At 46.4% G+C, this 14168-nt stretch carries 13 protein-coding genes; 6 read left to right on the top strand and 7 right to left on the bottom strand.

The features are described 5' to 3' along the window. Both ACO0KV_RS17960 and alkB read left to right on the top strand, forming a co-directional pair. On the top strand, positions 1-213 hold a 213-nt coding region (locus ACO0KV_RS17960), incomplete at its 5' end, for a hypothetical protein (RefSeq protein WP_423044471.1). Positions 214-383: 170 nt separating this feature from the next. Further along, positions 384-1049, top strand: coding sequence for a DNA oxidative demethylase AlkB (alkB, locus tag ACO0KV_RS17955; protein ID WP_423044469.1), 666 nt, complete (start codon positions 384-386; stop codon positions 1047-1049). Positions 1050-1120: 71 nt separating this feature from the next. Here the strand turns inward: alkB and ACO0KV_RS17950 are convergent, their stop codons facing one another. Beyond that, positions 1121-3433 (bottom strand): NADP-dependent malic enzyme, encoded by a 2313-nt coding sequence (locus ACO0KV_RS17950; protein WP_423044467.1) that lies wholly within the window; start codon positions 3431-3433, stop codon positions 1121-1123. A gap of 364 nt (positions 3434-3797) precedes the next feature. Here ACO0KV_RS17950 and thiL point away from each other — a divergent pair, with 364 nt between their 5' ends. The 3 genes from thiL to ACO0KV_RS17935 all read left to right on the top strand — a co-directional run bounded on the left by thiL (position 3798) and on the right by ACO0KV_RS17935 (position 5886). Continuing rightward, complete coding sequence (gene thiL, locus ACO0KV_RS17945; RefSeq protein WP_423044465.1) at positions 3798-4766, top strand: thiamine-phosphate kinase; 969 nt, start codon at positions 3798-3800, stop codon at positions 4764-4766. Next, entirely contained in the window at positions 4763-5287 is a 525-nt protein-coding gene (locus ACO0KV_RS17940; protein WP_423044463.1) for a phosphatidylglycerophosphatase A, read from the top strand. The genes thiL and ACO0KV_RS17940 overlap by 4 nt, the downstream gene beginning before the upstream one ends. 113 nt (positions 5288-5400) lie before the next feature. Beyond that, positions 5401-5886: a CinA family protein gene (locus tag ACO0KV_RS17935; RefSeq protein WP_423044461.1), complete on the top strand. Its 486-nt coding sequence runs from the start codon at positions 5401-5403 to the stop codon at positions 5884-5886. 135 nt (positions 5887-6021) lie between these two features. On the opposite strand, the gene ACO0KV_RS17930 is transcribed toward ACO0KV_RS17935, so the two are convergent. Beyond that, positions 6022-6759 carry a flagellar basal body-associated FliL family protein gene (locus tag ACO0KV_RS17930; protein WP_423044459.1) on the bottom strand — a complete coding sequence of 246 codons (738 nt, stop codon included), beginning with the start codon at positions 6757-6759 and terminating at the stop codon, positions 6022-6024. Positions 6760-7171: 412 nt separating this feature from the next. Here ACO0KV_RS17930 and ACO0KV_RS17925 point away from each other — a divergent pair, with 412 nt between their 5' ends. After that, positions 7172-8251: an acyltransferase family protein gene (locus ACO0KV_RS17925; RefSeq protein ID WP_423044457.1), complete on the top strand. Its 1080-nt coding sequence runs from the start codon at positions 7172-7174 to the stop codon at positions 8249-8251. Between the two features lie 119 nt (positions 8252-8370). Here the strand turns inward: ACO0KV_RS17925 and ACO0KV_RS17920 are convergent, their stop codons facing one another. The 5 genes from ACO0KV_RS17920 to ACO0KV_RS17900 all read right to left on the bottom strand — a co-directional run bounded on the left by ACO0KV_RS17920 (position 8371) and on the right by ACO0KV_RS17900 (position 13529). Beyond that, on the bottom strand, positions 8371-8970 hold the full coding sequence (locus ACO0KV_RS17920) for a lysophospholipid acyltransferase family protein (protein WP_423044455.1): 600 nt from the start codon (positions 8968-8970) through the stop codon (positions 8371-8373). A 165-nt stretch (positions 8971-9135) separates the two neighbouring features. Further along, positions 9136-9747: an AAA family ATPase gene (locus tag ACO0KV_RS17915; protein WP_423044454.1), complete on the bottom strand. Its 612-nt coding sequence runs from the start codon at positions 9745-9747 to the stop codon at positions 9136-9138. 127 nt (positions 9748-9874) lie between these two features. Then, positions 9875-10597: a pseudouridine synthase gene (locus ACO0KV_RS17910; RefSeq protein ID WP_423044452.1), complete on the bottom strand. Its 723-nt coding sequence runs from the start codon at positions 10595-10597 to the stop codon at positions 9875-9877. 88 nt (positions 10598-10685) lie between these two features. Further along, positions 10686-12683, bottom strand: coding sequence for an ATP-binding protein (locus ACO0KV_RS17905; protein ID WP_423044450.1), 1998 nt, complete (start codon positions 12681-12683; stop codon positions 10686-10688). 24 nt (positions 12684-12707) lie between these two features. Further along, positions 12708-13529 (bottom strand): transporter substrate-binding domain-containing protein, encoded by an 822-nt coding sequence (locus tag ACO0KV_RS17900; RefSeq protein ID WP_423044448.1) that lies wholly within the window; start codon positions 13527-13529, stop codon positions 12708-12710. Positions 13530-14168: the final 639 nt, after the last annotated feature.

Here is a 14168-nt window from a genome sequence, read left to right as displayed (position 1 = left end):
TCAAACCAAGGCTTTTATTTACCTGATTTAGCAACGAAGCGTTGTGTTCGTTTGCAGCAGAGAAGCGAGATTATGCAGCAATTTATTAACCCTGTCAACTCCCTGACCGCTTTTGCTGTTCTTTCTGGTTCGCTTTGTCGCTTTCGCGTCATTCTTACCATTTTAAACTGCCGGAGTTCCTGGCTGCTGCTTTCTTCTTACTTCCCGTTTTAGCGGGAGGCGAACTATAGCAAAGTACACCTCAATTAGGCAAGAGAAATTTGAAAATGATTTATATTGCATGATCACAAGAGGGAATTCCCGCGCTACAGAATCTCGCCCCTTCCAGCGGCATTTCCCAGCTTCCACTACTATGCGAATGAGGCAATTCTGATTCTGACGATATGACACCTACTTCAACAAATTACTCACTTTTTGACGACGAGCCCCATGTGCCCAGAACCGAAACCCTGTTCCCGGGCGCAGTACTTTTACATCGTTATGCATTAAGTAAAGAAGCCCCCCTTTTAGCTGAATTAGAAAAAATTAAGGAAGCATCGCCTCTGCGTCAAATGCTGACTCCAGGTGGACGCACTATCGGCGTGCACAATACCAGCTGCGGACAATATGGTTGGATTTCAGATGCGCGTGGTTATCGCTACACCGATCTTGATCCGATCAAAGAACAAGCATGGCCAGCAATGCCAGAAGAATTTCAACGACTCGCGACCGCAGCGGCAGCGCTAAGTGGTTATAACGATTTTGAAGCAGATAGCTGTCTGATCAATCGTTACTTACCTGGCATTAAGATGTCTCTCCATCAGGACAAAGACGAAACTGATTTTTCCCAACCAATCGTTTCGGTCTCATTGGGAATGTCGGCGACATTTGTCTTTGGCGGACTACAACGCAGCGACAAACTCAGTCGCATCGACTTACAACATGGTGACGTATTAGTATGGGGCGGACCTGCCCGATTGTTATTTCACGGCATTCAGACGATCAAAGATCAGCCACATCCGGTCATCGGCGCACAACGTATTAACCTAACCTTCCGCCGCGCGAAGTAAAAAAGAAGCGTTTTCAAAAAGGAAAAGCCGGAGTGCATCAGCAACTCCGGCTTTTTTATTACTGATTCAGCTTAACGCTGCGCTACCACATCAACAACGCACAATGCTGTCATATTAACGATACGACGAACTGTTGCTGATGGCGTCAGTATATGAACTGGTTTTGCGCAACCCAGCAAGATCGGTCCAATTGCCACATTATTACCAGCAGTAGTCTTGAGCAAGTTATACGCAATATTCGCCGAATCGATATTTGGCATCACCAACAAATTCGCATCGCCTTTCAGATTGGAATTTGGCATCATTTTTTTACGGTAAGCGGAATCCAGGGCGGTATCGCCGTGCATTTCACCGTCGACTTCCAAATCTGGCGCGTCGCGCTGGATGATCGCTAAAGCAGCACGCATTTTTTGTGCGGATTCGCTGTTGCTCGAACCAAAGTTGGAGTGAGACAGCAGCGCAGCTTTTGGCAACAAACCAAAACGACGCATTTCTTCTGCAGCCAGAATCGTGATCTCAGCGATCTGTTCTGCTGTTGGGTTTTCATTGACGTGTGTATCGACCAATACCAACTGGCGATCAGGCAATACTAAGCCGTTCATCGCGGCGTAGACATTAACGCCTTCGCGTTTACCCAGCACCTGATTAATGTAATTCAGATGCAAGCCGGTTGTACCGAACGTACCGCAAATCATACCGTCTGCATCACCTTTATGAATCATCATCGCGCCAATCAGTGAATGGCGACGACGCATTTCCAGCTTAGCGTATTGCTCGGTGACGCCTTTACGGCATGTCATCTCGTAATAGGCTTGCCAGTATTCACGATAGCGTGGATCGAATTCAGGATTAATGACCTGAAAGTCAACGCCTGGACGAATACGCAGACCAAATTTTTCGACGCGTTGTTCCAGAATGTGTGGACGACCAACCAGAATTGGTGCTGCTAATTTTTCGTCAACGATAACTTGTACCGCACGCAATACACGTTCTTCTTCACCTTCAGCAAAGACAATACGCTTACGCTCCATTGGTGCTTTTTTAGCAATCTGAAACAATGGCTTCATGAATGTGCCACTGTGGTACACAAACTGCTGCAGTTTTTCTACATAGGCTTGCATGTCTTTGATCGGACGCGCTGCAACACCGCACTCTTCAGCCGCTTTTGCAACAGCTGGTGCGATTTTGATCATCAGACGTGGATCAAATGGTTTTGGAATCAGGTATTCAGGACCAAAGGACAGGTTGCTGATGCCATAGGCCGAAGCAACAACGTCGGATTGTTCTGCTTGTGCCAATTCAGCAATCGCATGAACAACGGCGATTTCCATCTCACGTGTAATGGTTGTTGCACCACAATCGAGCGCGCCACGGAAAATGTATGGGAAGCACAACACGTTATTGACCTGGTTCGGGAAATCAGAACGTCCTGTCGCCATGACCGCATCATCACGAACTGCTTTCACTTCTTCTGGCAGAATTTCTGGTGTCGGGTTTGCTAATGCCAGAATCAAAGGACGATCCGCCATCTGTGCAACCATGTCTTGCTTGAGAACACCCGCAGCAGACAAGCCCAGGAAAATATCGGCACCTGGAATCACTTCACGCAATGACCGTGCGGATGTTTCTTGTGCGAAACGCTCTTTGTCCGGATCCATCAATTCAGCCCGGCCTTTGTAGACCACGCCAGCTAGATCTGTCACAAAAATGTTTTCAATTGGGAAGCCAAGGTCAACGATCAGATCCAAGCAGGCCAACGCAGCAGCGCCAGCACCAGAAACGACCATTTTTGCTGTTTTGATGTCTTTACCAACAACCTTCAGACCATTCATGATCGCCGCACCAACGATAATCGCTGTGCCATGCTGATCATCATGGAAGACCGGAATACGCATGCGCTCACGCAATTTGCGCTCGATGTAGAAACATTCCGGCGCTTTAATGTCTTCCAGATTAATGCCGCCGAAGGTTGGCTCCAGCGAGGCGATGATATCGACTAGCTTATCTGGATCCGGCTCGTTAATCTCAATATCGAACACATCAATACCGGCAAACTTCTTAAACAAGACGCCCTTACCTTCCATCACAGGCTTGGAAGCCAGTGGGCCAATGTTGCCCAATCCCAATACTGCGGTACCGTTGGTGATCACGCCCACCAAGTTACCGCGCGCTGTGTATTTAAACGCAGCAGCAGGATCAGCAACGATTTCTTCGCAAGGAGCAGCCACACCAGGAGAATACGCTAGTGCCAGATCACGTTGATTCGTCAGTTGTTTTGTCGGTGTGACACTAATCTTGCCCGGGATTGGGAACTCGTGATATTCGAGTGCTGCCTGGCGCAATTGTTGACGTATTTGCTCTTTTTGATCTGCTGACGAATCCATGTAATAGGCCTTTTATATATTTTGCTTACAGAAAACTGACGTTGGTTTGTGATTCTATCAGAGTGAATCTTCTAACTTTATACGTATTTGTACGGTTTCTATGCTTTTAGTGCATAAGAATATACATAGGATTGTCAAAATGAAAATAAATTAACAAGTAATTTGAACGCCAGTCACCTATGACCTCCATGCATCAAGCACAGTAAAGCCAATTGCTCACCAACCATCAAGAATCTCAATCCCCTCTATTTAAGCACGTCACGATGACAACGGCTTTACGTGATACTTGAAACAGACATCACTTTTTTCGATTGAATCAGCAGCTGCGTCTAGACACAACGACAGCCATGAGTACAATGCCTGCATGCTCTCCGAATTCGACTTAATTAAGCGCTACTTTGCGCAACATAATCTTCCTGATGAACATTTAGCGCTTGGCATCGGTGACGATTGCGCGTTGCTGAATGTGACGCCAGGGATGCAGATGGCGGTTTCTAGCGACATGCTGGTCTCTGGTCGACATTTTTTTCCTGATGTTGATCCGCTCACGTTAGGTCATAAGTGTCTTGCAGTCAACCTGTCTGATCTGGCGGCCATGGGGGCTAAACCGATTGGTTTTACCCTTGCATTCGCACTTCCAGAAGCAGATCCGGTATGGTTAGAGAAGTTCTCTCAGGGACTTTTCTCGCTGGCAGACCAGCATCATTGCCGATTAATCGGCGGCGACACCACCAAAGGTCCCTTGAATATCTGCATCACTATTTTCGGTGAACAGCCGCTGGCGACAGCATTACGCAGAGATGCAGCCAAAGTCGGCGATGACATCTGGATTTCCGGTACACTTGGCGATGCGCGTCTGGCTCTGGCTGGTTACTGGCGTGAACTGGAATTGAGTCCTGATGATCATGCACGCGCAGCCAAACGCATGCATTTACCGACACCGCGCGTCGCGCTGGGAATGGCGTTACGGGGCATTGCCCATGCAGCGTTAGATATTTCTGACGGTTTAGTAGGAGATCTGGGGCATATTCTGGAGCGGTCGCACGTCGGTGCTACGTTAGCTATCGATGAGCTGCCGGCGGGTCCTGTACTCCAACAATTTCCAATAGCGTTACGCAGACAGTTCACCCTCGCTGGTGGGGACGATTACGAACTCTGTTTCACCGCGCCCAGTGACAGGCGGGCGGATGTGATCGCTGCGGCGGCATCAGCGAACACGGTAATTACCCGCGTGGGGCGTATTGATACCGACCCAGGCTTACGTTTTCTCGACGGTTTAGGAAACCACGTCAACCTGTCACTCCAATCATTTGACCATTTCAACACCCCATGACGACTCCTACGCCTCATTCAATACCGGTCATTCGTACCCCCTCAGCCCGTTTTATGTTGAGCCATCCCGCACATATTCTTGCGCAAGGGTTTGGCAGCGGTCTATCGCGGATGATGCCAGGCACTAGTGGCACCTTACTTGGATGGTTAATGTTTGCGGTGTTCACTCAGCGCTGGCCGGAATTTTTTACACCAATTCACTGGGTCTGGATTATCGGTATTGGCTTCATTGTGGGCGTCTGGGCTTGCCATATTACAGGCAAAAACCTTGGCGCCCCCGATCATGGGAGTATGGTGTGGGATGAGATTATTGCTTTCTGGTTGGTACTCCTTTTGCTCATGCCAGGCAGCATCACAACTCAATGCTGGGCTTTTCTTGTCTTTCGTTTTTTTGACATGGTAAAACCCCCGCCAATACGTTATTTTGACCAGCGTTTTAAGGGTGGTTTTGGAGTCATGTTTGACGACATCGTCGCTGCTTTTTTTACCTTGCTCACTTTTTCTCTGTGGCGACATCTGTGAGATTGTCAGAAAGCCTGTGTAGGAATAAGATTATTTTGTGTAAGACTTCAAATGCAAGACACATGGTGGTAAAGTAAGTTCGACCTTCAAACAACAATGACAGGAGATACATCATGCAGAATGCAACTGAACTCGCAGCCCAGATCGGTGAAGTACTCAAGTCCAAAAAACTTCTGCTCGCCGTTGCGGAGTCTTGCACAGGTGGCGGTGTTGCCTATGCAGTTACCGAAGTCCCAGGATCGTCAGAATGGTTTGATTGTGGCTTTGTCAGCTATTCGAACTCTTCCAAGACGGAATTACTTGATATTGCTGCGGCATTGATAGCGCAACACGGCGCAGTCAGTGAAGAAATCGCTGCCGCGATGGCGGAAAGTGCGATTGCGCATTCTGAAGCCAACGTTTCTTTATCAACCACGGGGATTGCTGGCCCAACTGGCGCTGTGCCTGGTAAACCGGTTGGTACCGTTTGCTTTGGTTGGACTGTCGGCGGCGTCACGCATACCGAACGACGAGTCTTTGGCGGAGATCGTCGTGCAGTTCGTGAACAAACGATCGTTTATGCGCTAGATAAGTTACTTCGCTACGTGCGCGAACTTTGATGGTCTGCTCAGTGAGATTTCTCATCGAAATTTCTCAGTGATATTTTTCCATGAGATTTTTAGCTGAAATTTTTCACTGCATTTCGCTAGCTAACTGACTGGCAGCGAACATCTCCACATAAAGACTGATATCCATTACTCACGGGTCTGCGTGAGTAACTCATCCATCAGAACCGATTGGATTTTATCTGTTCTCATCTCTTGGTTTAACTCAGCGCGTAGTTTTTCGCGCACGGCATCAAACCCTTTTTCAGAATGTAAATCGTCAGGATTGATTCTGGTGAGAACGATGGGAAACAATGCCATCAACTTTATCTTGTTATCTGAAAGCCAGTCTCGGTCCTTACGATCCACTTGCACAGTCACCTTGATGCGGATAACTTGCCCCTCAAAATTACTCACTTGCTCAGGCAAAGTCAGATAACTTGGCGTATTAGTATTATCACGGATCCCACCGACATGAAAGATAACCCCAAAGACGATCACAAATCCACACAACGCGACCAATGCAGCATAGAGTGCAAAATTATCTGTTTTTTGACCGTTTTTTCTTGTGCTTACCTTGTTTGATTCCCTCGGAGCAATCCCAGAATGATCAACGACCGCCGAGCTCACTGTCACAGGTGCTGCAATCACATCCAAAGGTATCTCAGCCTCTTTCAATACAGAAATAGACTCTGCCTCGGCGACTACCGATTCCTCGCCGGTAAGCGATGACGATGGAAGAAAGGCTTCAAGTAAGTCAGAACGGGTGTGAGAATCAGATTCAAGATCAAAAAAATCCACAGGCGCAGAGTTGACTGGCGTGAACTTCACTGTCTCAAAATCTAAATTTGCGCTCAGTAACGCATTTTTGTTTTGATCATTCGGCATAGATACAAATTGAACAATTAATCAAATCCAACATTGTAACTCAAAAATAATTTCCCCATGGAAATACTCGATATCATCAGGACTGATACAAAAATCATCCCAACAAAACGAAATTTCCCCTTTAGTATTTTAGAAAACCTCGACAGCTTGTTGAAACCACCAATGCCCGCATCAATGCGCTTGATTTTCTCGAGATTACCAAGAATACAAGAGAAGCACTCGCCCCTCACCAACCATAGAATGAAGGATGATTATGAATCAGTCATGACATCGACTGCTCTTAGTAAGGGGGGAAAGGCGTATTTGCAGTCATCAGTTTGTCCGCGACTGACTTCGTTACAAACAGAATGCGATGTGAACCGTGCTTTAGCTTATCATGTGCTGTTTTTTTATTCGCTAGCCGTATTCTGCAATGCATCCTCCAGCCCCATCCCTCATCCGGAATTCCTCCTTAGATAACATCAAAGGCGTACTCATATTTTTAGTCGTCTTCGGACATTTTATCGAGTTACGCATCGCTAATGACGCATTCTTGCGCCCGATCTGGATTTTTATCTATGCATTCCACATGCCGATGTTTGCCCTCGTATCTGGTATTTTTTCTAAAGTCACACTGGATAATAAACAAGCCGGACAACTCATAAAAAATATCGTCGTACCGTTGGTGGGATTTGAACTCATCTACGAATGTACAGAATATGTTTTAATCGGAAAACTCAGTGTCTATGCGGGGTTGATCGCGCCTTACTGGATGTTGTGGTATCTGATGAGCCTGCTCTGCTGGCGTCTCATGTTGCCATTATTTGTAACAATGCGTTTTCCAGTCGTCGTGGCTCTGGCTCTCTCTTTGCTGACGACGTATTCTGAGCATACGGGCTATTTGTTGAGTAGCTCTCGTACCTTGATTTTTTTCCCCTATTTTTTGTTAGGATCGGTCATGGGGCCGAGGTTGTTCTCATCGACTAAAAAAGATGGGCGGCTCACCATCATTGCGGTCGCCATTATCGCAGCGGCGCTCAGCGTAACATTTTTTTTACCGCCGTTATTTGATTACCGATGGCTTTATGGCAGTTTTTCTTTACACCGCCTTGGCATGGCCAATTTAACAGGAACGCTTTATCAACTATTGCAATATGGCATCTCCAGTGTAGTGGGAATCGCGATGCTGTATGTGCTGAGTCGTCAGGATCTGAGACTGGCGCGTATTGGCAAGCAGTCGATGTATGTCTTTCTGTGGCATGGCATGGCGTTAATCGTACTTCAAGCAACAGGTATTCTAGCTACCATCCTGCATATGCAACCAGCAGCACGCTTATCATTATCGCTCTTGTGTAGCGCAATCATTGTTGTTGTTGCAGCCCATCCATATTGTGAACTACTGACGCAAAAATTGATTTTGTATCCTCTTTCCACAGTATTTATGCGCCCATTTGACAAGAACAAGAGCCACACTGCCAGTACCAACAACGCGATAACAGATGCGACTCGTTAAGCATCCTGTTATCTGGATCAAAAAAAATGCCTTGCCTTTATGATAGATAGATAGATAGATAGATAGATAGATAGAAGCAAGGCATTCTTATTGGCTCAAGTGAATTAACCAGCGATGGATTATTTAGTCTGAATGGTTGAGGTATCAAACTGCTGCGGATTTTTACCATGAACGCTGCTGTAGAAACGTCTAATTTCTTCCATGTCAGCAGCGAGATCACCTGTCGGCATAAACATTTTGCCGATACCTGCCGCCTTACGCGAAAAATCCAAATAGCCCAGCGCAATCGGCACGCCTGCACCCAGAGCAATATAATAAAATCCGGTTTTCCAATGCGTCACTTTGCCGCGCGTCCCCTCAGGCGGGACAATGACTGTCAGTCGCTGGTTAGCATGAAATGCGTCGATGGTACTTTGAACCAGATTACCTGAGCGGCTACGATCAACAGCGATACCGCCTAACCAATGCATGACGGCGCCAAACACAGGCGGAAATAAACTCGCTTTCCCCATCCAGTACACGCGCAAACGTAAAGCAAAACACACCATTAACGTATAGGGAAAATCCCAGTTACTCGTATGAGGCGCCGCAATCAGTACGTACTTTTCTTCGGTAGGGGCGTTACCCTCAATCCGCCAACCAAGTAGACGTAAGAGAGAGACGGATAACCAACGCGCCAGCGTGTTGATGAGCGGAGTTTCAAAAATAGTTAAATGCATACCGTAAGTCTTTGATATCAAAAGAGAAATTCGCTCCCTTTCAGAGCGAGTCGGCATTATAGGGAGATATCGTGAAGGCGGGGGATTATTTATTTGACCCGGCGCAAGTATATTGAGTCATTTGCTCATTCAATCTGAGATACCAGCGCCAGCGCTTGAGATGGTTTACTTATTGATCCAGGTGAGAATTTCTTCCCACTGTAATAAGTCTTTTTCTACCCTGGAGGGGGCAACATCCCATAGCGTGGCACCGTGCGCTGCCAGTTGAACGTAATTCTGAGTATCCCGCACATAGCCAAGTACAGGTAAGCCGAGTTGCTCTACGTAATGTGTAAGTTGATCTGCTGCGCGACTACGGGCGTTGACGCGCATACCTAAAATCCCGACTGCACAGTGTTGCTCACGCTTAGCCAGTTTTTTTAAAAATTCTTCCGTTGCTAAAATATCAAAGATAGAAGGCTGTAATGGAATCACCACTTTATCCGCCAGTTTTAAGACGGCATCGAGTTTACTTCCTTTGAGACCTGCGGGCGTGTCGAGCACGACATGGGTCGTTCCTTTTGGTGGTTTAGCAATGGCACTGGCATCGATGTCCCATGCAGAGATGGGCGAAAAGCTCGCTGGCCGCAGTGACAACCAAGTGCGGGAAGACTGCTGGGCATCAATATCACCAAGCATGACCTTGTGCCCCTGTGCGGCGAAGTAACCGGCAAGGTTAGTGGCAAAGGTACTCTTACCTACGCCACCCTTAGGATTTGCGACGACAATCACTGGCATACAAACATTCTCCAACTTTATTGAAAAAACATGTCAACACATGTCACGATTTTTCAGAAACTCATTTGTTGATACGAATGACAAGTACCGCAATCCTTCACAGTGATTTACAGCAAACTTCGCTACTTCATATCTCGGAAGGCACCAGCAAAGCTATTTGCTCAGCACTGAGGTAAGACCACTCGCCCTCTTTCAGACCCAACGATTCCAACGTCAACTGGCCAATGGCTGTGCGTTGCAATGCCGCACAATGATTTCCTGCTGCCGCCAGCATACGCTTTACCTGATGGTATTTCCCCTGTTCCAGCACGATTTCTATCTGGTTCGTATCGAGTTGACGACACCATTGCGCTGCTAAGGGTGCGGGCTCGTCATGTAACTGTACCCCTGTCAGCAAAGCGTTGACTAGCTCAGAGCTCACCGGTTCTGCTGTGGTTGCTTGATAGACCTTAGGAATATGCCGCTTAGGTGACGATTGCGCGTGAATAAACGGGCCATCGTCTGACATCAGTAACATCCCTGTGGTGTCATGATCAAGTCGTCCAACTGGCTGCACGTCACGCCAGCTGAATTGCTCAGGCAACAAGGTCAGCACACCTGGGTGATGACTCGGCTTACGCGAGCATTCAAAATTTGCTGGTTTATTAAGCACAATATAAACGTGCTCGCGGTATTCCCAGTCTTCCTCAAAAATATGGAAGGTTAATCCGTCAGTTTCAATTGATAGTTTATAGTCATCAACGACCTCGCCAGCAATGCTGACCTCGCCGTCGGATACCAGTTCACGGCAATATTTGCGTGAACCAAAGCCCTGCGATTGCAGGATACGATCTAAGGATAATTTACTCATACTGCAACTTTATCAGAACATGCACAAAGAATGCTAGCATGAGGAGGAACGGGCACACATCGACGCCAGCCAGATTATTACTAAATTGTCATGTATTGAGTAGAGGCGACTTGTTCTCTGCCTTTTTTGCGGAACGGGGGAGGATGATGGTAAATGTCGTCCCTTTACCAACAACACTGTCGACCGAAATATCGCCACCAAGGACTTCTTTTACGAGGTTATACACAATGTTGAGGCCTAAACCACTACCTCCCTGTCCAAGGCGGGTCGTGAAAAACGGGTCAAAAATCCGGCTAAGATTCGCGGGAAGAATACCCCTGCCGTTATCACCAACTTTCATTACAATCGTATCGACATCAAGAAAGCGCGCCGTAATCGTCACGGTGCCGCGGCTATCGGCATCAAATGCATGAATAAATGCATTGTTAATTAGATTTGTCGCCACTTGCCCCATGGCACCAGGATAACTATCCATCATCATTTTTTCAGGGATCAGCGCAATCACTTCGTGCTTGGTTTTGCGTATCATGGGACCAAGCGTTGTCACGAGTTCGTTGATCATCTCATTGAGGGCAAACATCCGCCGATTAGCGCTCGTCCGGTCAACTGCCACCTGTTTAAAGCTGGTCACCAGTTCAGATGCTTTACTCAGATTACGTAACAATAAATCGGTGCCGATTTTGGCATTTTTGAAATATTCTTCTAACGCCGATTTACGTAGACCTTGCGCAAATTGAATCAAAATCTCATCTGTTTGCTGCTGCAAGGTGCTGGCAACGGTCACACTGGTGCCAATAGGAGTATTGAGTTCGTGCGCAACACCAGCGACCAATGAACCCAGTGCCGCCATTTTCTCTGTCCGTAATAATTCTTGTTGAGCGCGCTGAAGATTTTCAAGTACCACGGTCAGTTCGCTATTGGCCTCTTCCAGTTCGTGAGTGCGTTCTGACACGCGTCGCTCGAGTGTCAGATTCATATTCAGAATGTCTTTTTCGTTCTGACGCTTTTCAGTAATATCTTCTTGCACCAAAATCAGTAATGGTTCATCACCGATACTGATGAGACGACCGGATATCTGACACAGCAGGGTCTTATCGGTCGTTCCACAACGGAGCCAGGCTTCAAATGATTGTAACTCCCCATCTCTTTCGAGCAGCCGCAAGATTTGAACGAAATCGTCAGCGTTACGCCACAAATTTTCCTGAATATCGAGATTACGCAGTATCACCTCTGCTGACCATGCAAATTGCCGCACCCAGGCATCATTGACATCAACGATCTGATACTGACTGGTTTTGCGTAAAACGCTCATTGCAACAGGAGAAGCCTGAAAAATAGCGATAAATTTTTCTTCGGTATCACGTAGTGCTTGCTCTACCCTTAAGCGTTCTTTAAGTTCCTGCTGCAGTAGAATATTTTGTTGATCCCGCTGAGAAATAAGTTCGCCAAGATTGAGACGCATCTGGTTGAGTCCATGCGCGAGGTTTCCGATTTCATCATGACGTTGCCAAACAAGTGGTTCATCCAGTTTGCCACTAGCAAGTCGGGTAGTTGCAGATTGCAGTAATTGAATCGGACGAACAATGCGACGGTCAAACAAAAACCAGATAAGAATAAAAGATAAAATGACTTGAAGGACAAGACCAACCGCGAGTTTATAGAGGTCATCAAGCAAATCGCGATCGACATATTCGGTCGTCAATTCCAATTTCACCTCGCCAATGATCTTATCGTCAAGACGAATCGGGCGCTTTTCGGTGAGCACGCTGGCATTGGTTTTGCGTACTTTATCACTGCGTACAAAAGTGTTTCCAGACTCATCAGTGACCACGACACTGACAACCTCGCGATTTCGCATCACTGCCTGAACAAATTGCTTCGTAACCTCTTTATCGACGTTCCAGAGCGGAACCGCCATCGCCCGCGCCAGCATATCGGCATTCTGCACCATCGGCCCGCGGACACGCAGTTGTAATTCTCTTTCGTACCTCGACAGTGTCACAAAGTAGCCGAACACAATCGCTGGCAAGAGAATGCCTAATGCGACACCTAATATGGATATCTGCCTTAATGAAAGTTTCCTCAAAATTGGCCCCAAACTAGAAAACATCTACTTCGATTGCTGCTTACGCCACAATTGAATATTGGATTTAACAAATTTATCCATCAGATCTTGCTTTCCGAATAGGTGCAGCGCTTTAGAAATGCGTCCCCGCATTTCCGGTGTATTGCAGGGTGACCTGTAAGACATCGTCAGGTATAGATTTTCGTTGGCAACAGCCGTAGACATCGTTTTTAGATCGCTCATGTTCATCTTGGCAACATAAGCCAGACCCGGATCTTCTTCGTAAATAAGATACTCGGCGCGTGATAAATTTAACATCACCAATGCTTGTTCGAGGCTCGACACGGTAACGATCTTGAGCGACTCCTTTGCATATCGATCAAAATCTTCACCAAAACTGTTATTGATGACAGTAATGCCATTTTTTCCTCGTAAATCACTCCATTTCCGGAAAATGAGTTTGCTATTTTTTTTTGTCCAGATCGCAGTACGGGTCTCACGAAATGCCGGATAAAAATAATCCATGTAATCAAGCCGTGGCGGGGTATAGAAAGCACCAGCGATCAAATCAACACGCCCCAAGCGCGCCTCTTCCTGTACTCTGGCCCACGGCCCTACATATTTCACTTCGATCGGAACACCGATCTCTTTGGATATGGCCTGCATTAAATCTGCATTCGCACCGGCGAGATGATTTTCATCTTGTGCGTCACGCCACAAAAAAGGCGGGTATTCAGGATTGCCTGTCGCAATGAGTTTCTTACACAATTCTTGCGCCTGGCAGACATCAACGGCGACATAGCCAAATAACAACAAAAAGACGCTGAGGACACATACCGACTTAGCAGCATTGGAGTAGCGTCTCATCGAATTTTTCCTTTACTCAAATAAATATGATTTTAGAATCAGTCTAACCCCTCGCTAAACACTAAGCAAGGCGGTTTTATTCATCGAAAAAACGCTAAAAAATACGACTAGTAAATAAAACTAGCAAATAAATAGAGACGAATTGCTAACATTTATGTTTGATTCTGTTGGTGTAGACATCGTGCAAGAAAACATGAGAGTGAACTTTTTTAATTCAAAAAAAAACAATAAGGACTGACGCAACATGATTCCAGCAAAACACAGCGACAAAGATAGTAGGAATAGTACTGCGTGACATCATGCAACTGGGACGGTTTTGCGTAAATCCCAACAGAAAATTCATTAACGATACAAAAATAAGGAAAACAAGTCCTGATACGAGAAATGTACAGTGACGTACGTGCTAAATCGCCCATACAGAATGATGAGAATTTGATCAATATTAAAAAAGAAGGTTTATTTTTTCATGAATTACAACAGGATAAAATCTGTAAAAAATTAAAAACCCGCTCAATGAACTGCACCCCAAAAGTTGGACACCCGTCCTAACTTTTGGGGTGTTTTCATGAGTAAATACACAAAGCAATTCAAACTGGCCGTTGTTAAACGGTATCAAGAAGGTTCAGCGGGTTATCAAGC

The organism is Undibacterium sp. RuRC25W, assembly GCF_049339825.1.
Classification (GTDB): Bacteria; Pseudomonadota; Gammaproteobacteria; order Burkholderiales; family Burkholderiaceae_D; genus Undibacterium.
The sequence above is the reverse complement of the archived record's forward strand: the minus strand, read 5'-3'. Positions and strand labels throughout refer to the sequence as shown.